At 63.2% G+C, this 18,881-nt stretch carries 18 protein-coding genes and 1 pseudogene; 15 read left to right on the top strand and 4 right to left on the bottom strand.

Going from position 1 to position 18,881, the window contains the following annotated elements; translation table 11 throughout:
• The first annotated feature begins 167 nt into the window (after positions 1-167).
• The 11 genes and pseudogenes from AC4GYV_RS10820 (at position 168) to tatC (ending at position 10,046) form a co-directional block, all read left to right on the top strand.
• Positions 168-1,421, top strand: coding sequence for an SPOR domain-containing protein (locus tag AC4GYV_RS10820; protein ID WP_491100719.1), 1,254 nt, complete (start codon positions 168-170; stop codon positions 1,419-1,421).
• Positions 1,418-2,581 (top strand): deoxyguanosinetriphosphate triphosphohydrolase, encoded by a 1,164-nt coding sequence (locus AC4GYV_RS10815; RefSeq protein WP_491100718.1) that lies wholly within the window; start codon positions 1,418-1,420, stop codon positions 2,579-2,581. The genes AC4GYV_RS10820 and AC4GYV_RS10815 overlap by 4 nt, the downstream gene beginning before the upstream one ends.
• 378 nt (positions 2,582-2,959) lie before the next feature.
• Positions 2,960-4,693: an arginine--tRNA ligase gene (gene argS, locus AC4GYV_RS10810; protein ID WP_491100717.1), complete on the top strand. Its 1,734-nt coding sequence runs from the start codon at positions 2,960-2,962 to the stop codon at positions 4,691-4,693.
• A gap of 1 nt (position 4,694) precedes the next feature.
• Positions 4,695-5,465: a hypothetical protein gene (locus AC4GYV_RS10805; protein ID WP_491100716.1), complete on the top strand. Its 771-nt coding sequence runs from the start codon at positions 4,695-4,697 to the stop codon at positions 5,463-5,465.
• Positions 5,462-6,136, top strand: a complete 675-nt coding sequence (locus AC4GYV_RS10800) for an SPOR domain-containing protein (RefSeq protein ID WP_491100715.1) — start codon at positions 5,462-5,464, stop codon at positions 6,134-6,136. Before AC4GYV_RS10805 ends, AC4GYV_RS10800 begins: the two co-directional genes overlap by 4 nt.
• A gap of 12 nt (positions 6,137-6,148) precedes the next feature.
• Positions 6,149-7,156 (top strand): beta-N-acetylhexosaminidase, encoded by a 1,008-nt coding sequence (nagZ, locus tag AC4GYV_RS10795; RefSeq protein ID WP_491100714.1) that lies wholly within the window; start codon positions 6,149-6,151, stop codon positions 7,154-7,156.
• Positions 7,157-7,158: 2 nt separating this feature from the next.
• Positions 7,159-7,917 (top strand): segregation and condensation protein A, encoded by a 759-nt coding sequence (locus tag AC4GYV_RS10790; protein ID WP_491100713.1) that lies wholly within the window; start codon positions 7,159-7,161, stop codon positions 7,915-7,917.
• Complete coding sequence (gene scpB / locus AC4GYV_RS10785) at positions 7,917-8,483, top strand: SMC-Scp complex subunit ScpB (protein WP_491100712.1); 567 nt, start codon at positions 7,917-7,919, stop codon at positions 8,481-8,483. Before AC4GYV_RS10790 ends, scpB begins: the two co-directional genes overlap by 1 nt.
• A 24-nt stretch (positions 8,484-8,507) precedes the next feature.
• Positions 8,508-8,729, top strand: a pseudogene (locus AC4GYV_RS10780) (twin-arginine translocase TatA/TatE family subunit); the annotation flags it as partial.
• A gap of 91 nt (positions 8,730-8,820) precedes the next feature.
• Positions 8,821-9,207, top strand: coding sequence for a Sec-independent protein translocase protein TatB (tatB, locus tag AC4GYV_RS10775; RefSeq protein WP_491100711.1), 387 nt, complete (start codon positions 8,821-8,823; stop codon positions 9,205-9,207).
• Positions 9,204-10,046, top strand: a complete 843-nt coding sequence (gene tatC, locus AC4GYV_RS10770) for a twin-arginine translocase subunit TatC (RefSeq protein WP_491100710.1) — start codon at positions 9,204-9,206, stop codon at positions 10,044-10,046. The genes tatB and tatC overlap by 4 nt, the downstream gene beginning before the upstream one ends.
• A gap of 123 nt (positions 10,047-10,169) precedes the next feature.
• Here tatC and AC4GYV_RS10765 read toward each other — a convergent pair whose 3' ends face one another.
• Entirely contained in the window at positions 10,170-11,705 is a 1,536-nt protein-coding gene (locus tag AC4GYV_RS10765) for a sensor histidine kinase (RefSeq protein ID WP_491100709.1), read from the bottom strand.
• A 26-nt stretch (positions 11,706-11,731) separates the two neighbouring features.
• Positions 11,732-11,968 (bottom strand): NepR family anti-sigma factor, encoded by a 237-nt coding sequence (locus AC4GYV_RS10760; RefSeq protein ID WP_491100708.1) that lies wholly within the window; start codon positions 11,966-11,968, stop codon positions 11,732-11,734.
• Between the two features lie 267 nt (positions 11,969-12,235).
• On the opposite strand from AC4GYV_RS10760, the gene AC4GYV_RS10755 reads away from it, so the two are divergent.
• Together AC4GYV_RS10755 and AC4GYV_RS10750 are read left to right on the top strand one after the other, a co-directional pair.
• The gene (locus tag AC4GYV_RS10755) at positions 12,236-13,030 is read left to right on the top strand and encodes a response regulator (protein ID WP_491100707.1); all 795 of its coding nucleotides are present in this window, start codon (positions 12,236-12,238) and stop codon (positions 13,028-13,030) included.
• Positions 13,031-13,338: 308 nt separating this feature from the next.
• Entirely contained in the window at positions 13,339-13,995 is a 657-nt protein-coding gene (locus AC4GYV_RS10750; protein ID WP_491100706.1) for a sigma-70 family RNA polymerase sigma factor, read from the top strand.
• 28 nt (positions 13,996-14,023) lie between these two features.
• Here AC4GYV_RS10750 and AC4GYV_RS10745 read toward each other — a convergent pair whose 3' ends face one another.
• On the bottom strand, positions 14,024-14,206 hold the full coding sequence (locus AC4GYV_RS10745) for a hypothetical protein (protein WP_491100705.1): 183 nt from the start codon (positions 14,204-14,206) through the stop codon (positions 14,024-14,026).
• Between the two features lie 70 nt (positions 14,207-14,276).
• Between AC4GYV_RS10745 and AC4GYV_RS10740 the strand changes: the two genes are divergently transcribed.
• Positions 14,277-16,961, top strand: a complete 2,685-nt coding sequence (locus tag AC4GYV_RS10740; RefSeq protein WP_491100704.1) for a bifunctional [glutamine synthetase] adenylyltransferase/[glutamine synthetase]-adenylyl-L-tyrosine phosphorylase — start codon at positions 14,277-14,279, stop codon at positions 16,959-16,961.
• A 1-nt stretch (position 16,962) separates the two neighbouring features.
• Entirely contained in the window at positions 16,963-17,418 is a 456-nt protein-coding gene (locus tag AC4GYV_RS10735) for a peroxiredoxin (protein ID WP_491100703.1), read from the top strand.
• Here the strand turns inward: AC4GYV_RS10735 and AC4GYV_RS10730 are convergent.
• Positions 17,415-18,848 (bottom strand): M20/M25/M40 family metallo-hydrolase, encoded by a 1,434-nt coding sequence (locus AC4GYV_RS10730; protein ID WP_491100702.1) that lies wholly within the window; start codon positions 18,846-18,848, stop codon positions 17,415-17,417. The two genes, AC4GYV_RS10735 and AC4GYV_RS10730, sit on opposite strands and share 4 nt — an antisense overlap.
• Positions 18,849-18,881: the final 33 nt, after the last annotated feature.

Raw genomic sequence — 18,881 nt, 5'->3', positions numbered from 1 at the left:
CGACAATGATTACGAAGGGCGGTCCCGCCGGGGCCGCCCTTTTTCGTTAACCTGCGTGAGTATTACTGCAGCTGAAGCCCGCCTTACCGGGTGAGCGGCACGGCTTATCGTAAAGCCTCTAGGCAGAAAGCTTTGCGTAAGATTCTATCCCGCATCGGGGAGGGATGATGCGGGGATTGTTGCGTCTTTCAGTTTTGGGAGCTTTGTCGGCGTGCTGCGGCGCGGCGCTGATTTCAGCTGCGCCGGCGGCGGCGCAAGGCAGCTATTCGCCTTACAATGAGACCGCGACAGCTGCGCTTGCGCGCTATGTCCGTACGCTAGCTTCCGATCCGAGGGATTTCGCGACGCTGATCGGTGCAGGCCGTGCAGCGCTCGAGCTTGGCGACGCTCAGGCTGCGGCCGGATTCTTCGCCCGCGCTGACGAAGTGAACCCACGCAGTCCGCTTCCTCAGGCTGGCATGGGCGCCGTGTCGGTGATCAACGGCGAGCCTCAGGCTGCCTTGCCTTATTTCTCCCGCGCACAGCAGCTTGGCGCCACGATGGCGACCATCGGCTGCGACCGCGGTCTGGCTTACGATTTGATGGGCCGCCAGGCGGACGCGCAGAACGACTATCGCGCGGCGCTTTCCGGTCCAGACGGCGAAGAGGCGCGCCGTCGCCTCGCGCTCAGCCTGGCCATCAGCGGGAACAAGACGGAAGCGCTGCAGACGCTCGCGCCGCTGGCCGCGAAGGGCGACCCTTCGACGGGCCGCGTCCGCGCATTCATCCTTGCGCTTGGGGGTGACAGCTCTGGCGCGATGATGGCGATCAATGCGGCAATGCCGGGAAACTCAGCAGGCCTGGCCCCATTCCTTCAGCGTCTGCCTAGCCTCCAGGCGGGTCAGAAGGCTGCTGCTGTTAATCTTGGAATCTTCCCCGATTCAGGCGATACGCGGTTCGCTTCGGCCGGAGCGGTGCCGACGTACAATTCCACGAGCACCGGTTATACGATCGGCGCCGTCACCTCGACCACGACCAATTCCAACCGTCTCGCTGGCGTCGACCAGCTCTTGCGCCAGCCGTCGCCGACGCCGGCCCCCAGGGTCGCTTACTCGGCGCCCGTCGTACGCGCTTCTATTCCCTCGCGTCCCCGGACGCCGGCGGTCAGCGCCGGCAAGATCTGGCTCCAGCTCGCCAGCGGGGGCAACGCAGCCGCTCTCAATGGCCAGTTCCAGCGAATGAAGTCGCGCAACAGCGAGCTTTTCCAGGGCATTCCGGGCTATGTCGCGACGAGCGGCGATCGCGCCCGGCTCGTGATCGGGCCGTTCCGCAGCGATAGCGACGCCGAGACTTTCGCCGAAGACCTGCAGACGGTCGACATCAGCGCTTTCAAATGGAGCAATTCCGCAACGGATCAGATTGTGCCAATCGGCACTCCATGATCCTTCCTCCAGCGCTTGCGGCGCAACCGTCGCAATCGCGCGGCAGACTTCATCCCCAGCCTGACATCGGGCCGCGCGGCCCACGCGACACATTCCAGCGCGACCGCGACCGGATCATCCACTCCGTCGCCTTCCGACGTCTGCGTCACAAGACGCAGGTCTTCGTCGCGCCTGATGGCGATCATTTCCGCGTCCGCCTGACGCACAGCATCGAAGTCGCGCAGATCGGGCGGACGATGGCGCGTGCGCTGGGGCTGAACGAGGATCTGACGGAGGCGCTCTGCCTGGCGCACGACCTGGGCCATCCGCCTTTCGGCCATGCCGGAGAGGATGCCTTGGACGCGGCGCTGATCGACGTCGGCGGCTTCGATCACAATGCACACACGCTGCGGATCGTAACGCGGCTGGAGATGCCTTATCCCGATTTCGATGGCCTCAACTTGAGCTGGGAGGCACTCGAAGGCCTGGCAAAACACAACGGTCCGATCGCCAAACCCACGTGGGCCATGGCGGAGGTGAACGAGGAGTGGGATCTCGGTCTGTCCACTTGGCCGAGCCTTGAGGCGCAGGTTGCCGCGATTGCCGACGACATCGCATACGACAATCACGACATCGACGACGGCCTTCGCGCTGGGCTGCTCGACATCGATGATCTCATCACGCTGCCTCTCGTCCGCCGCCATTGGGACGCGATCGGCGAGCGGCATGCAGGTATTTCAACCGATCGCCGTCAGCGCGGGCTGGTTCGCGACATGATCGGCACGATGGTCGGTGATGTGCTCGAAACGACGATCGCGCGAGTTCGGGAGGCGGGGGTGGAGACGGTGGACGATGTCCGCTCAGCCGGACGAATGCTCGCCGGTTTCTCCGAAACGCTCGCGGCTGAGGAGCGCGAGCTGAAGCGCTTCCTCTACTCACGCCTCTATGATTCACCGAAGCTGCGCGGTGTGCGCGAAGAGGGAGAGCGGGTCGTGGGCAACCTGGTTACGGCATACCGAGGCGATCGATCGCTTCTCCCTGAAGGGTGGCAAAGCGGCGGTGACGAGGTGCAGCAGCTACGGCGGATCGGCGACTTCATCGCCGGTATGACGGACCGCTACGCGATCGCTCGCCATGAAGAGTTGGTTGGGCCCGTAATGCTGCCCACCGATCGGTTCTGACCCTCAACCACCGCTAAGTAGTTTCCCGAGTGTGGCTGCTGAATCACGGCACCGCGTAAAATCTCGGGCCGCCAATCTCCCTCTCACGGCCGATCTGGGAAAGTGATAGTTACGCGATCTCAAGGATTTGGCGGTAGAGTCGTGTCATGAATGTTAAGGCTACGGCACTTGTTGTGATCCTCGGTATCGCCATCGCGGTTGCAGCGGTGATGCGGACGACAAATCGCGCCGACGCGGCTGCGGGAAATTGCTATTCCGAAGCTAAGGGTCCTTCCGAACCCACTGTCTGCAGCTAAGGGGCCGCATTCGCGCCCTTGGGCGTGACGTCCGGCAAAGGCTGCGCTAGAGGCCCGTGCTTTCCAGCACCGGTGAGATGAATTGAGCCTCTACGCCCAATATGCCGCGCTCCTAGACGGAGTGCTCGACGACCTCGTTAGCGAAGGCGCGCTGCCTCAAGGCATCGAGCGCCGCAACGTCACGGTCGAGCCTCCTCGGGATCCGGCGCACGGCGACCTCGCGACCAACGCCGCGATGGTGCTCGCAAAGCCCGCGGGCACGAATCCGCGCGCGCTGGCCGAGGCGATCAAGCCCAAGTTGGAGGCTTTGCCGCCCGTCACCTCGGTCGAGGTTGCCGGTCCGGGGTTCATCAACATCCGCCTGACGCCCGACGCGTGGCGCGACGAGCTTCGCACCATCCTGCGCGAAGGCGAGGGATATGGGCTATCCAAGATCGGATCGAACGAGCGGGTGAACGTCGAATATGTCTCGGCCAACCCGACCGGGCCATTGCACATGGGCCATTGCCGTGGCGCGGTGGTCGGCGACAGCCTTGCCCGGCTTCTGGAGGCTGCGGGCTTCCGGGTCACCAAGGAATATTACGTCAACGATGCTGGTGGTCAGGTCGATACGCTCGCCCGCTCTGTGCACCTCCGCTACCGCGAGGCGTTGGGCGAGGACATCGGCGGGATCGGCGAGGGCTTCTATCCGGGAGATTATTTAAAGCCCGTCGGGACGCTGCTCGCGGCCGAATATGGCGACAAGTATGTCGATGCACCCGAAGCCGAATGGCTGCCGCTATTTCGTGACGCTGCGATCCAGGCGATGCTCGAGCTGATCCGCCATGATCTCGGCAAGCTCGGCATCCATCACGACTTGTTTTCATCGGAAGCCGCGGTCCAGAAGTCCGGCGCCGTCGATGAGGCAATGGAGATGCTGCGCGGGAAGGGCCTCGTCTACGAAGGCACGCTCGAGCGACCGAAGAGCCTAGACCGTCATGACGAATGGGAGCCGGTCGAGCTGACTCTGTTCCGGTCTACGCAGTTCGGCGACGACCAGGATCGTCCGATGAAGAAATCGGACGGCAGCTGGACGTATTTCGGCGCAGACGCCGCCTACCATCTGCAAAAAGCCAAGTCGGCAGATCACCTCGTCAACATCTGGGGCGCAGACCATGCTGGGACGGTTAAGCGCGTCCAGTCAGCCGTAAAGGCGCTGACCGACGGCCGCGTCGATCTCGATGTGAAGCTGGTCCAGATGGTTCGCCTGTTCCGTGCCGGCGAGCCGGTGAAGATGTCCAAGCGCGCGGGCGACTTCGTGACCCTCGCCGACGTCGTGAACGAGGTGGGTAAGGACGTCGTGCGCTTCATGATGCTTACCAAGCGCGCCGACACGCCGCTCGACTTCGACTTCGCCAAGGTCGTCGAGGCGTCGAAGGACAATCCGGTCTTTTACGTCCAATACGCCCACGCGCGGATCAGTTCGCTGAAGCGCAAGGCCGCTGAGGCGGGCGTCGACCTTTCAACTCCGCCTGATTTGTCGCTGCTCGACGACGAGGAGCTCGCGCTGGTGAGGCGAGCTGCGCAATACCCCCGCGCGCTCGAAGGCGCCGCGCTGGCGCATGAGCCGCACCGGATCGCATTCTTCCTCTATGATCTGGCGGCCGAATTCCACGCGCTCTGGAATCGCGGCAATGACGACCCGTTGCGGCGCTTCCTCGTTGAGAACAATCCACAACTTTCTCGGGCGCGGCTGGAACTCGCGCTCGGAATCGCGCAGATCATTCGGAGCGGGCTCAGCCTGATGGGCGTGACCGCGACCGAGGAGATGCGGTGAGATGAGTGACAGCCGCGTAATGGGCGGCACGGATCGACTGCCCTGGCTTTCAGACGAACCGGTTCGCAAGGCCGTACGAGCCAAGCGGGGTGCGTGGGACTGGACCGGCTGGGCGATCTGCGCCGTGCTGATCCTCGCCGGTTTTTCGTTCTGGCTTGGCGGGCGAAGCGTGGTTCGCGATGTGCCGCAGCAGAGCGCCGGCCAACCAACTCCGATTGTGATTTCGCCTCAGCAGCCGACAGCTCAGTTGCCTGAGGTGCGAGTGGCACCGGAGCCGCAGGTTGCGCCGGCCCCTGAACCGCAGATCCGCATCGTGCGCGTGCCCGAAGTACGGATCGTGCAGCCGGTCGCGAAAGCACCGGTAACCGCCGAAAAGCAGGCTGCATCTGAAGAAGCCGCGGCTGCTGCAGATCCCGTTGCGAAGACGGCAACTGTCGCGGCGGCTCCGAAGGTGGCCGCGCCTCCCGTACTGAGACCCTGGCCTCCGCGGGTCGTTGCAGGCGCCTCAGGCCGGCTCGTGCAGATCGGCGCCTACGGTTCGCGCCTGCAAGCCAAGCGCGGCTGGGTTGCGATGGTTCGTGCATATCCGGCGCTGCAGAAGCTTCCCGCTGTCGTGGTGGTCACGCGCAACTCGAAACGTCGCCTTTTCTACCGGTTCCAGATTGGCACGACCTCTCAGGCGCATTCGGAAATCCTGTGCCAGCGCATGGAGAAGATCACCCTCAGCTGCGCCGTTGTAGGCCTGCCATGGAAGGCCAAGGTCGAGCGGTGACCGACCGTCGTTCGCAATATGATGATGGACAGCTGCCGTGGCTGCAGGCGGTAGAGGACGAAGACGAGCCTCACGGCTTGTCCGCGCGTAAGATGCTCGCAGCGCTGGCCATCGTGTTGCTCGCCGCTGCTCTCGTCGGCGCGACTTTCTTCTGGCTCGGGCGCCGGGACGGCGCGGTCAACGGGCCCCCGGAGCTGATCGAAGCGCCCGCAGGACCGTACAAGGTCAAGCCCACTAACCCCGGCGGGCTGGATATCCAGGGTGAGAGTGAAACTGCTTTCGAGACGAGCGCCGGCGAGGACAAGGACGCCCAGCTCGACCTCAGCAAGATGCCAGAGCAGCCGGTAGCGAAGCCCCCAAAGGAGCAGCCTCAGACGCCACCTGCTGCTACGCCTACTGAGAGCACTAAGCCGCAGGCGCCCGAGCCCACGCCGCCGACCGTTGCACATGGCAGCGTCATTCAGCTCGGCGCTTTTGCCAACCAGGCGCAGGCTGAGCGGGCCTGGACCGCGCTGTCGGCCCGCTTCCCGTCGATCGGCAGCATGGGCAAGATGATCGTGCCCTTCTCGGGGGGCATCCGCCTCCGTGCCACCGCAGCGTCGCCCGCCGAAGCCAGGCAGGCTTGCCAAACGCTGAAGGCGGCCGGCGAGAATTGCTTCGTGGCGCAATAGGACAAGCCCAAAATGCAGGCCGCGATTTACGGACCCGAAGGACTAGAGCTCACCAGGGAAGAAAAGCGCTTCTTTCGCGACGCGGAGCCGACGGGTTTCATCCTCTTCCGCCGCAATTGCGCGGATCCCGAGCAGCTGCTTCGCCTGACGGACTCGCTGCGCGACCTGACCGGCCGCGCAGATCTCCCGATCCTCATCGACCAGGAGGGTGGGCGAGTTGCGAGAATGAGGCCGCCGGTATGGCCCGCTTTCCCGGCGGCCGAGCGCTTCGCCAATCTGTATCAGGCCGCGCCTTCCTCCGCGATCGAGGCGGTGCGGTCGAATGCACGCGCACTCGGGCTGATGCTGCGGTCGTGTGGCATCAATGTCGACGCTTTGCCTTTGCTCGATGTGCGACAAGAGGGCGCCACCGACATCATCGGTGACCGTGCGCTTGGCAATGAGCCGATGCAGGTTGCGGCCTTGGGTAGGGCGGTGCTCGACGGGCTCGGCTCCGCAGGCATTGTCGGCATCATCAAGCACATTCCGGGACATGGCCGGGCGCTTGTCGACAGCCACAAGGAATTACCCATCGTCACCGCGAGCGCCGAGGAACTCGAGGTCGATCTGGAGCCGTTCGAGCGTCTGGCGACGGCGCCGATGGGGATGACTGCGCACGTCGTCTACACAGCGTGGGACCCAGATCACCCGGCGAGCATGTCGCCTACGATTATTCACGACATCATCCGGGGCCGGATCGGCTTCGACGGATTCCTGATGAGCGACGATATCGGCATGGAAGCACTCGCCGGTGACTTCGGAAGCCGTGCGGCAGGCGTGGTTGCCGCTGGATGCGACGTCGCGCTTCATTGCTCAGGCAAGTTCGACGAGATGGTCGCCGTAGCCGAGGCAGTGCCGCCGATCAGCGCGGAAGGCGAAGCGCGGCTCGCCCGAGCGATGGCCGCAACGATGCTCGACCACGACGGGCCGGACATGGCCGAAGCGCTGGCCAAGCGCGATCAGTTATTGGCCCTGGTCTAGGCGTGGAGACTGACTTCGAGTTCGAGGAACGGTCGGTCCGGCAGTCGGACGAGCTAACCCTCGCACTCGATGGATGGGAAGGGCCCCTCGACCTCCTGCTCAGCCTGGCCCGGGCCCAGAAGGTCGACCTGGCGCAGATTTCGATCCTGCAGCTCGTGGAGCAATATCTCACATACCTCGCGGAAGCGCGGGCGCTGAAGCTGGAGATCGCTGCCGATTATCTCGTGATGGCGGCGTGGCTGGCCTATCTCAAATCGTGCCTTCTCCTGCCGAAGGACCCCGAACAGGACCCGAGCCCCGAAGAGATCGCTCTGAGGCTGCAGATGCGCTTGCAGCGTCTCGACGCGATGCGCGAAGCAGGAGCGCGTTTGTTGGGCCGTGATCGGATTGGCCGCGACGTCTTCCTGCGCGGCGCTCCGGAAGGGCTGAGGTTAGTACGAAAAGCGGCGTGGCAGGTGCGGGATTTCGACCTGTTCGCTGCATACGGCGTCGTGCGAGCCAGAACGGCACCGGCGATGCATGTCGTGCACGCTCGAGCTGTAATGACGCTCGAGGAAGCACTGGATCGCGTCGGTCACATGATCGGCCACGCGCTCGACTGGACGTTCCTCGAAAGCTTCCTTCCTTCGACGCAGGACCCGCAATTCCGCAAGTCGGCGCTCGCCTCAAGCTTCCTCGCGGTCCTCGAACTCGCGAAGCGTGGGCGCCTCGAGTTCCTGCAGGAAGAAGCGTTCGCGCCCATACAGGTGAAGGCCGCCTGATGGACGAATTGATGCGCGCCATCGAAGCTACGTTGTTCGCTTCCGCGGTGCCGCTCACGGTGGATGAGATTGCCGAGCATGTCGGCGAAGGCGACGTTCAGGGGTCGCTCGCGACTCTTGCAGCGACTTACGGGGGGCATGGCATCGAACTGGTCGAGCGCGGCGGACGGTGGCATTTCCAAACTGCGCCGGACCTCGCACACCTGCTGCGGCGCACTCGCGAGGAGCCTCGGCGACTGTCCCGTGCCGCGACGGAAACGCTGGCGATCATCGCCTATCACGAACCCGTAAGCCGCGCCGAGATCGAGGCGATCCGTGGTGTCCAAATCTCCAAGGGCACGCTGGATGTGCTGATGGACGCCGGCTGGGTTCGTCCTGCCGGCCGCCGCGAAGGGCCCGGAAGGCCGCTCCTCTACGCAACGACGCAGGAGTTCCTCACCCACTTCGGCCTCGGGTCCAGGCGCGATTTGCCTGGAATTGACGACCTCAAGGCCGCCGGACTGCTTGACCCACTGGACGAAGCCGTATTCCAGCTTCAACTGGAAAGCGAGGACGAGGCGGACTAGATACGCCTCTCAAAGGAGTTTCCCATGGGCGGTTTCAGTTTTTGGCACATATTGATCTTCGCGATCATTCTCCTGCTGCTCTTCGGCGGGAACCGCTTCTCCGCGATGATGGGCGACGTGGCTAAAGGCCTGAAGAGCTTTAAGCAGGGCATGGCCGACGAGGACGAGGACAAGCGTCAGCGCTACGACGAGCAGCGCCGCAACGAGCCGCCGCGTCAGCTTCCCCGCGACGAGACCCGTCCGCAGGAGCCGATCGACGTTACGCCGCGCCGGGACGAGCCAGTGGCGCCGCCTCCGCCCCGCGACGACGAGGCGCGCTAAGCGCTAAACTGCCGAGATGTTCGGCGTTGATTCCTCCGAGCTCGCCGTTGTTGCGATTCTCGCACTGATCTTCATTGGTCCGAAGGACCTGCCGAGGGTCATGCGGACCGTCGGCTATTGGGTCGGGCGCATGCGCGGCATGGCCCGCCATTTCACCTCGGGCATCGAGAATATGATGCGCGAGGCAGAGCTGGAGGAAATGGAGAAAAAGTGGCGCGAGGAGAATGAGCGGATCATGAAGCTCTATCCCGCGAACGCCGATTATCCCGAGCCGGGTAAGCCGGACACGATGCCGCCGGTTGCGGAATTCCCGGAATCCACTGAGCCTGCCGAGCCCAAGCTGCCATTCAACGAAGACCAGCCGGGGGATGAACTTCCGCCGGAGAAGCGGCCGCTTCCATGAAGGACATCGACGACACCAAGCAGCCTCTGCTTGAGCACCTGATCGAGCTGCGCAAGCGCCTGCTGCTGTGCCTCGGCACGCTCATCGTCGCTTTTTTCATCTGCTTCCATTTCGCGACGGATATTTTCGCAATCCTCGTCCAACCGCTGTTGAGGGCTGGCCAAGGCAAGCTCATCTACACCGACATCTTCGAAGCCTTCTTCACACAGGTGAAGGTCGGGCTGTGGGCTGCGCTCATGCTGAGCTTCCCAGTCCTCGCGATCCAGCTGTGGCGGTTCGTCGCGCCGGGCCTGTACGCGAAAGAGAAGAAGGCATTCCTGCCGTTCCTCCTGATGACGCCCTTCTTCTTCGCGGCCGGGGCGTGCTTCGCTTACTTCGTGGCCATGCCTTGGGCTCTGCGCTTCCTGCTTAGCTACCAAGGCGACGTCGGCGGTATCCAGCAGGAGGCATTGCCGGGCGTCGGCAATTATCTGAACTTCGTAACGCGTTTCCTGTTCGGCTTCGGCGCCGCTTTCCTCTTGCCAATCCTTTTGATGATCCTGGAGCGCGCCGGGATCGTGACTCGCGAGCAACTCGCGAAGTCGCGACGTTACGCGATCGTTGCCTCGGCGGCGGTGGCTGCCGTTCTGACCCCGCCGGACGTGGTCTCGATGCTGCTGCTGCTCGTGCCGCTGTACAGCCTGTACGAGCTCGCCATTCTCGCGATTCGCATCACCCACTGGCGTGCTGCGCGCCGCGCCGCCCGTTCAGCTTCCGATGTCGTCGATGAGCCCCAGACAATAGAGGGCCCGGAAGCGCCACCGGGGGGGGGGAGGGTTGGCGGTTCCGGGCCCATTTAAGCGGATAGCGAGAGCGGGGGGGCAAAAGGTCACTATCCGAACAGCACAACGCGGGGTTTGCGCGTTCTGTTCCGAACTTACCTAAAGATTTTTGGTTATAGCCGTAACGATACTGTTGGCGCTTCAGGCGGGCGGAAACACCGGCAAATCAACGCTGTAACGGCCGAGCTTGCGATCGAGGGTCGACCGCAACTGCTTTGCGAGCCCGCCGATAATGCGTTCGAACTGCGCTTTTTCTGGCTTGTCCTCATCGTCTGGCACGAGAACACGGCTCGCCAACGTCAATCGAGCCGTCAGCTCGCTCGTCCGGCGGAGCGAAATTTCGACCGGATCTTGCGGGGAATTGAGCATTGCGAATTCGACTATTTCGGTGATCAGAAACGCGACCGCCACAGCAACGTCCTGCGTCGTGTAGACGCTGTCCAGTTCGAGTTCGATGTTCAGCCGTCGCGCGGTTTCCGGCGCGCCTGCGCGTAGCTCGGCCGCCAGTTCCGAGAGGAGCGGTCGTAACGAAATGCCGCGATTCTCTTCCATCTCCGCGAAGTGGTTGCGGTGGACAATCGAGAGGGCCCCGACGCGGCGTCCAATCCCAGCATAAGCCGCGCGGCCATCTGGCGTTTCGGCGCTTCGGCCATGGATGTTGAGCAGCGAGGCGACGACCTGAAGATTATTCTTAACGCGATGGTGCACTTCGCGGACCAGCCGGCGTTGTCCTTCGAGCGCACCGGCCATCTCGCCTTCGGACTGCCGGACACGCTCGATCGCACGACGGAATGCGTCACGAAGTTCTTGAATCTCGCGGGAAGGCCCAAGCTTCTGCGGTAGCTCGATGTCGGACTCACCCGGCTGATACTGGACCACGGCGCGCTCCAGGCGCTTGAGCGGTCGGATCAAAAGGCGGCTGACGAGCAGCCAGCTTATGAGCGCGGCAGCCACCCACATGAGCACCGGAAGCAGCAGAACGAGGCGTTCTAGAGTGTTGATCTTCTGCCGAGCCGTCCCGACCCGCGCCATGAGGTTGCCGTTTCCGACGGGCCATTCAGTGATGGATAGCCGCTCGTTGGATGACACGCCCACTGGGTCGATTACGTGCAGCTCGCCTTGAGAGTCATGCAGCAGGAGGAGGCGGATGTCGCTCCCTTGCTCGGCAGCGGCATTGCGGAGCTCCTCTCGCGGAATGCTCGTCGTCGCCATTCCGCCGACCACGCCAACGCGAAGATCGATCTGCTTTCCGTTCGGATCGATCCAGACCCGGATATCCCCAGGGGCGACCAGTGGGTCGGCTTCGCGGGGTTCGAACCCGCCGTAGGTGCAAATCAATTCGCCGGTCTCGGAGCGAAGCGTGAACTTTCGTGAAATAGCGGGCGCGGTTGCGAGTGCATTGGCGACCTCGTCGCAATCCATGTTGTCGCGCTCTTTGAGGGCGCCTGCAGCAGCGATCCGCAACGCCAGTGCATTTCGTGCGATCAGGCTTTCGATCGATCTAGCGGCAGCACGTTCGCGGTCGTGCGCTCGGCCTTCGAGCGCAGTGTTCGCTTGCTGGATGCCGCTATTGCCAAGCCATGTCAGCGCAATCCCGATCGGCAGGATTGCCGCCGTCAGGATGAGCAGGAGCTTTGCCGCAGTAGGAAGGCGCTCGAATCGCTCGGCGAAACTCATTGCTTCGCCCGCCTCAACCGCAGGCCTCAGCTAAGCTTGCCGATAAGATTGAGAAAATCGTCGGGGACCGACTCGCGCAGCGTGTCGTCGTAAATAGTGCGAAGCGCCCGGCCGAGGTCCGTCGACCGTTGTTTTTTCGCGCCTTTATCGGGCGAATGCGGTTTACGCGGACGCTTCGACTGCGCCGCTTCTTCCGACTCGCTTCGCTTCTTTGCACTCAACCTCTCGTCCCCCTCGCGCGGGTCCAGTCGCGCCTCATACAAATCTCATCTTCCCACGCAACGGCTGCAAGCGCCGCCTTCATATCCTGAATAGACTACGAGCCGGGCCCGCCCCGAGTTGAAACAGCTCAAAGACTTGCCCGGCTCCGGTCACGGAAACCAAATGGACGTTCCTTTGTTCCAGATGGAATCACATCTTATGGGGGCGGCCAAGCGCGTTTTGCGATCGGGTCCTTCCAGGGTTGCAACAATATTGTGGCGCAGTCATTGACGGCGCGAACATTCTTATTCGACGGAGATTGAACACTCATGTCCCTTGGCCAGGAACTTGCTCCGCACCTGCCTTTCCTCCGCCGCTATGCCCGCGCGCTGACCGGAAGCCAGGCGCACGGCGACGCATTCGTGCGCGCAACGCTGGAAGCGATCGTCGCGCAGCCCGATGAATTTCCCCGCGACGTCGATCCGCGTCTGGGTCTCTACAAGACCTTCCACGCGATCTGGTCGACCGCGAATATCGAAGAGGGTGAGGAGCCTGTTCCGACGGGGGCCGAGGGCATCGCCCATGCGCGCCTCTCCCGCATCACGCCGCTTTCGCGTCAGGCGCTCCTACTGACCTCGCTCGAAGGTTTCTCGTCGGAAGACGCCGGCTATCTGATCGGCGCCAGCCCGAGTGACGTGGACAGCCTGGTTTCCGAAGCACTTGAGGAAATCGAGCGTCAGACTCTGGCCGACGTGCTGATCATCGAGGACGAACCGATCATCGCCATGGATATCGAGACGATCGTTCGCGACCTCGGCCACAATGTCACCGGCGTTGCCGTGACTCGCGACGAAGCGGTTGCGCAGGCGCGTCAGAGCCCTCCAGGGCTCGTCCTTGCCGACATCCAGCTTGCCGACGATTCCAGCGGTATCGATGCGGTGAAGGACATTCTCGCGGAATTTTCCGTGCCGGTGATCTTCATCACTGCGTTCCCCGAGCGTCTGCTGACGGGAACCCGGCCGGAGCCGACGTTCCTCATCACCAAGCCGTTCCAGCGGTCGACGGTGAAGGCGGCGATTGCCCAAGCGCTCTTTTTCGACGCGGCCACTGTCCCCGCCGGTTGAGGCGGAACAGGATTCCAACGCAGGCGTTGGCCTTCCGAACAGTGATTTCGTGAAGAGAGCGTAATGGTTGAACCCAGACATTCCGATGCTCCCATCCGGGAAACCGCGACGGAGGCACGCGCAGGCTCCACACCTGGAGTTGCTCGGAATGTCTTGGTGTTCGGCACTCTTTTGGTCGTGGTTTTATTTGCGATCATCGTCTTGGTTGGGCGCTCCTGAGCACCTAGCTTCTGTCACAGCCGCTGTTCATGTTCGATCAAAGCGCGCGCGGCCATGTGCCGCGGGCCATAAAGGGGTGGGTCTGAGTTTTGGCAGAAGATCGGGAAGAGGACGGCGAAGATAACGCTCCGGTGAGCGTTTCGGGTGAGCCCGTTCCACTGTCGGACCCTGAGTTCAAGGACCAGCTTGCGCAGGTCATCCCGCATCTGCGCGCCTTTGGCCGCTCGCTATCGGGAAGCCGCGACCTGGCCGATGACCTGGTGCAGGAAACGCTGCTGAAGGCTTGGGCCGCGCGCAAGCGCTTTCAGGCCGGTACGAACATGCGTGCCTGGACCTTCATTATCCTGCGCAACCTGTTTCTCAGCCAGATGCGCCGTGCGCGCTTCAAGGGGGAATGGGACGATATCACCGCGTCGAAAATCCTTGCGGCACCAGCCAGCCAGGACAGGCACATCGAGCTTGGTGACATGCAGCGCGCCTTGATGCACTTGCCGCAGCCCCAGCGCGAGGCACTCATCCTCGTCGGCGCTGGAGGCTTCGCTTACGAAGAAGCAGCCGAGATCTGCGGTTGCGCGGTCGGCACCATCAAGAGCCGCGTCGCGCGCGGCCGTGTCGCGCTCGAGCAACTGCTCTCAAGCGGCAAGCTGCCGTCCCGGCGCCAGCATCGCACCGATCCCGATAAGTCGGCGCTCCAGACGATCATGGGTGAGGTCGACGAGCTTAGCCGCGACCACGAGCACGACTAGAAAATTCAGAAGATTGCTGTTGATGCCTTCAGTTGAGGCGGCGAAGCAGCTCATCGAAATCGCGGTCGGACGGCTCCGACGCCGTTGCCTGAAAGGCACGGCGGAGCGCGGCGGTGATGCCCGCATGCGTCGGCGGAATGTCCACTCGGATAACCTGTCGATCCATCGCGTTCATTTCCGTTGCCGCAACCTTCTCGCGTTCCAGCTTCATGGGACTACCTAACGAGCGAATTTGCGAGCGGTTTCGTTTATTTCCTGATCTAAATGATCTCACAGCCGCAATGAACCTCAGCACCACCATCAACTTACGAGAAGACGCCGTCGGAAGGGCGGAGCGCCATTCGCCATTCCTCAGGGAGGCGATGAAGGCGCATCCGGAGATTGCAGAAGCTTTCCTCAGCGATGGAGCACGTTCGGCATCGCGGCTCGCGCTCTCAATCAGCAATGAAGATATCGAAGCCGAACTGCGGCGGAAGCGGGCAGGCCTTGCACTGGCGGTTGCCTTGGGCGACCTCGCCGGAGAGCTTCCGCTCGAGGAGGCGACCCGGCTGCTTTCGGATTTTGCGGACTACGCAATCGACCAAGCGGTGACGACCGCTCTTCGCGAGCGAATGCCGGATGCCGATCCGCAAGGCTTCGCCGTGATCGCAATGGGAAAGCTCGGGAGCCACGAGCTCAACTATTCGTCGGACGTCGACCTTCTGCTGCTGTTCGACCCGGAGACGCTGCCGAGACGCGGGCGAGATGACGCCGGCGAGGCCGCTGTCCGCGTCGGCCGCCGCCTGATCGAGCTGCTTCAGCGTCGCACCGCCGACGGCTACGTGCAACGGGTCGATCTCCGGCTGCGGCCGTCGCCCGAGGTGACGCCGATCGCGCTACCGATCCACGCCGCGATCTCGCACTATGAGTCGAGCGCGCTGCCCTGGGAGCGGGCAGCGTTCATCCGCGCACGCGCCGCCGCCGGCGATATTGCCCTTGGGGAGCGTTTCCTCGAGGCGATCCAGCCTTTCGTCTGGCGGCGGTCCCTGGACTTCGGTGTGATCGAAGAAGTGCGCGCGATCTCGGCGCGCATTCGCGATCACTTCGCGCAGGGGGCCATTGTCGGCCCGGGATATGATCTAAAACGCGGCCGCGGCGGCATTCGTGAAGTCGAATTCTTCGTGCAGATTCAGCAGATGATTCACGGGGGACGCGATCCGTCGGTTCGGACACCGGCAACGCTCGATGGAATCAACGCGCTGACCGCAGCCGCAAGGTTAGACCAGGCGACGGCCCGCGAACTCGCCGAAGCCTATCGCGTTCTGCGGACGATCGAGCACCGCGTGCAAATGGTCGAGGACGCGCAGACCCACCTCGTGCCGGTCCAACCCGATGCGCTCGACAATGCGGCGCAGCTCGCAGGCCTCGAAAGCGGCAGAGAGCTAATCGAACTGCTCAGACCGCATGCCAAGCGGGTCGGCACGATCTTCGATGGGCTCGCACCCGACGAGCGCAGGCAGCTTTCAAACGATCCGGACATTCTGCGCCGAGAATTGTCTGAGCTCGGCTTCGCCGATCCGGATGGGGCCAGTCGCCACATCAACAATTGGCGTTCCGGCAAAGCGCGATCGCTCCGGTCACCTGCGGCACAGCAAGCCTTCGAGGCCATGCTGCCTGGCCTCCTACAGGCCATCGCAGTTGGCGCGGACCCAGATCACGCGCTCAACCGGCTCAGCGATATCGTCGAGCGGCTTTCGAGCGGCATCAACCTCTTCCGCCTTCTAGGGGCGCGGCCTCCGCTCGTAGAGTTGCTGGCGAAGATCCTCGCGCATGCGCCCGCGCTTGCAGACCAGCTCGCCCGCCGCCCTGAGCTGTTCGAAGGATTGTTCGACGCCTCAAGCTTCGAAATGCCGGCCGAGCCTGCGGAGTTCGCGATGGCGTTAGGCGCCGCCATGGGCGGCCAGTCGTACGACGTGGCGCTCGATCGCGTTCGGCGTCTGGTCAACGAGAAGAGATTCGCACTTGGCGTCCAGCTCATCGATCGGCGACGCGATCCACTGGAAGTCACTGAGGGTTACGCGCGGGTAGCCGAAGGTACTTTGGTTGCGCTGGCCAACGCGGCTGTTGACGAGTTCGAACAAGTTCACGGCAGCTTTCCGGATGGCGAGCTGGTCATCCTCGCTCTCGGCCGCCTCGGCGGTCATTCGCTTACCCATGCCTCGGACCTCGACCTGATTTACCTGCACACGGCTAAAGACGGACGGTCCGACGGCCCGAAGCCGCTCGGTCCCAATGATTATTTCAATCGCTTGGCCAGCCGAGTGACCGCCGCGGTCAGCGTGCCGACCGCTGCAGGGCCGCTCTACGAGATTGACACCCGGCTTCGGCCGGGCGGCGCGACGGGCATGCGCGTCGTCTCCGTGGAAGCGTTCGAACAATATCAGCGGAATGAGGCTTGGACCTGGGAGCATATGGCGCTCTGCCGCGCGAGACCGGTGTTCGGGTCGCCCGAGGCGCAGAGCCGGGTCGCTGCGATGATCGACGGCATCCTGCGCGAACCCCGAGATCGCGCGAAGATCATCGCGGACGCTGTGAAAATGCGTGCGGACATGGAGAAGCATAAGCCGCCGCAGAGCGCACTGGACGTGAAGCTTGGACCCGGCGGTCTCGTGGATCTCGAATTCGCGACGCATGTCCTTCAACTCACCACGCATGTCGGCCTCGGCACCCGGCTGGAGGTCGCGCTGGAGGCGCTTGCTGCAGACTCTTTGGTTCAGGCAAATATTGTCGATGCGCTAAAATTGCTATCACGCATGCTGGTGATGATGCGGCTAGTCGCGCCGGGGAACGTCAAGCCGACGGCAGAAACGTGGGAGCTGGTTGCCCAGACTTGCGGCGCCTCGAACTGGGAGGAGCTTCTTGCCGAGCACGACGCAGCACGGCAGAGGATCGCCGAGCTCTGGAACAGCATCAAGCGAGAGGCCTGAGATGATCAGTGAAGGCGACAAGGCACCGGCAATAGACGTGACCGCGAGCGACGGAACGACCGTCAATCTCGCCGCGCCCGGGCAGCCGCTCGTGCTCTATTTCTACCCGAAGGACGATACGTCCGGCTGCACCCGCGAGGCGCAGGACTTCACCGAGCTCGCCGACGAGTTCAAGAAGGCCGGTGCGAAGGTCATCGGCGTCTCACGCGACCCGATGAAGAAGCACGAGAAGTTCATCGACAAATACAGCCTCGCCGTTCCGCTAGCCTCCGACGAGGACGGCAAGATTTCCGAGGCCTTCGGCACCTGGGTCGAGAAGTCGATGTACGGCCGCAAGTATATGGGCATGGAGCGAGCGACCTACCTGATTGGCACCGATGGCAGAGTCCTGAAGGTCTGGCGCAAGGTCAAAGTGCCGAAGCACGCCGAAGAGGTGCTGAAAGCCGCTACCGCCTAGCTGGCGAGGTCGCGCAGCACGCTCTCCCAGTGCAGCACGTCGTCGTACATCGCGCGGACCGGGATGCGTTCGTCCAAGCCGTGCATGCGATCGTCCTGCGGCGAGATATACCAGCTGCCGTCCACGTCGTAGACGGGGATGCCTTGTGCGCGGAAGAATGACCCGTCGCTTGCGCCTGCCGCCATCACCGGAAACACCTCCATGTCGGCGTTCACGTGCGTATGGATCGACTTCGTGACAGCCGCGAGAACGTCCGGTCGCAACGGCGACGCGGGCGTCGGCACGCCTTCATAATTAGGGTCCGGCTTCACTTCGACCTTTGGCCCGGCCATCTTTTGCAGCTCGGCCTGCACTTCCTTCGGCTGCACGCCGGGCATGATCCGGCAATTGACCGTGGCCGTTGCGCTCTGCGGTAACGCGTTGTCGGCGTGACCGCCGGATAGCATGGTCGCGACGCAGCGGGTGCGCGTCAGGCCGACATCGATCGGACTGGCTTCCACGATATCGGCGGCTGCCCCATCAGCCGGGTTCGCCAGCCACGCGCGAATGGCCTTGCCCAGCGCGCTATTGCCCTCCTGCTTCGCCCGCTGCTCAAAATAGCCGCGGTTCGCAGGGTTGAGCATCGGTTGAAAACGATAGGTGCGCAGCTTTTCCAGTGCGTCGGCAAGGTCATAGATGGCGTTGTCCGGACGCGGTTTGCTGCTGTGGCCCCCCGGATTGCGGGTAGTGAAGAAGTAAGTCTGGAAGGTCTTCTCGGCGATCGAGATCTCGCAGCCGATCGGCCTGAACTTCTCGTCGAAGGTCGCGCAGCCGCCGTCGGCATTGAGGCCGAACTCGGCGTCGGTAAGGTTGCGCCACTTGGTCGAGCCGAGGGTCGCGCCTCGACCCATCGTCTCCTCGTCGCCGCTGTAGAACAGGATGATGTCGCGATCCGGCTTGAACCCGGCCTGCTTCAGCTTCAGTACCGCCATGGTCGTCGCGACGATGCCGTTCTTCATGTCCGCCGACCCGCGGCCGAGGAAATAGCCGCCCTCCTCGCGGAAGACGAAGGGATCGAAGGTCCAGTCCGATCGCTTCGCCTCGACGACGTCCATGTGGCCCAGGATCAGGATGGGCTTCTTGGTTGCGTGCGGCGAGCGCCAGCGAACGATCAGCGCTGCCGTCTTGTCCCCGGGCAGCGCTTCGTACGGCATGATGTGGATGTCGGTGTCGGGAATGCCGGCCGCGCGGAACTTGTCAGCCAGCACCTTGGCCATGCGCGGCACTTCACCGCGGTTGTGGACCGTCGGGATCTCGATGACCTGCTTGAACAATTCGCGCGTCTTCGCCTGCCACGCCGGATTGAGCTTGGTCGGAACAGTTCGCGGATCGGGGGCCGCGAGGGCGGAAGTGGCAGACAGGGCATGCAGGACACCGAGCAATTTGCGCATTCAAATCTCCAGGAATTTGGCGCGCAGGCTAAG

It is taken from the genome of Sphingomonas sp. SP4 (genome assembly GCF_058313375.1).
This window is presented reverse-complemented; position numbering and strand designations above follow the sequence as displayed.

What these genes read in the sequence shown, in the direction of transcription:
- AC4GYV_RS10820 (WP_491100719.1), top strand. Translation starts at nt 168, where the DNA reads ATGCGGGGATTGTTGCGTCTTTCAGTTTTGGGAGCTTTGTCGGCGTGC.
- AC4GYV_RS10815 (WP_491100718.1), top strand. Translation starts at nt 1,418, where the DNA reads ATGATCCTTCCTCCAGCGCTTGCGGCGCAACCGTCGCAATCGCGCGGC.
- AC4GYV_RS10805 (WP_491100716.1), top strand. Translation starts at nt 4,695, where the DNA reads ATGAGTGACAGCCGCGTAATGGGCGGCACGGATCGACTGCCCTGGCTT.
- nagZ (WP_491100714.1), top strand. Translation starts at nt 6,149, where the DNA reads ATGCAGGCCGCGATTTACGGACCCGAAGGACTAGAGCTCACCAGGGAA.
- scpB (WP_491100712.1), top strand. Translation starts at nt 7,917, where the DNA reads ATGGACGAATTGATGCGCGCCATCGAAGCTACGTTGTTCGCTTCCGCG.
- tatB (WP_491100711.1), top strand. Translation starts at nt 8,821, where the DNA reads ATGTTCGGCGTTGATTCCTCCGAGCTCGCCGTTGTTGCGATTCTCGCA.
- tatC (WP_491100710.1), top strand. Translation starts at nt 9,204, where the DNA reads ATGAAGGACATCGACGACACCAAGCAGCCTCTGCTTGAGCACCTGATC.
- AC4GYV_RS10765 (WP_491100709.1), bottom strand. Translation starts at nt 11,705, where the DNA reads ATGAGTTTCGCCGAGCGATTCGAGCGCCTTCCTACTGCGGCAAAGCTC.
- AC4GYV_RS10755 (WP_491100707.1), top strand. Translation starts at nt 12,236, where the DNA reads ATGTCCCTTGGCCAGGAACTTGCTCCGCACCTGCCTTTCCTCCGCCGC.
- AC4GYV_RS10745 (WP_491100705.1), bottom strand. Translation starts at nt 14,206, where the DNA reads ATGAAGCTGGAACGCGAGAAGGTTGCGGCAACGGAAATGAACGCGATG.
- AC4GYV_RS10740 (WP_491100704.1), top strand. Translation starts at nt 14,277, where the DNA reads ATGAACCTCAGCACCACCATCAACTTACGAGAAGACGCCGTCGGAAGG.
- AC4GYV_RS10735 (WP_491100703.1), top strand. Translation starts at nt 16,963, where the DNA reads ATGATCAGTGAAGGCGACAAGGCACCGGCAATAGACGTGACCGCGAGC.
- AC4GYV_RS10730 (WP_491100702.1), bottom strand. Translation starts at nt 18,848, where the DNA reads ATGCGCAAATTGCTCGGTGTCCTGCATGCCCTGTCTGCCACTTCCGCC.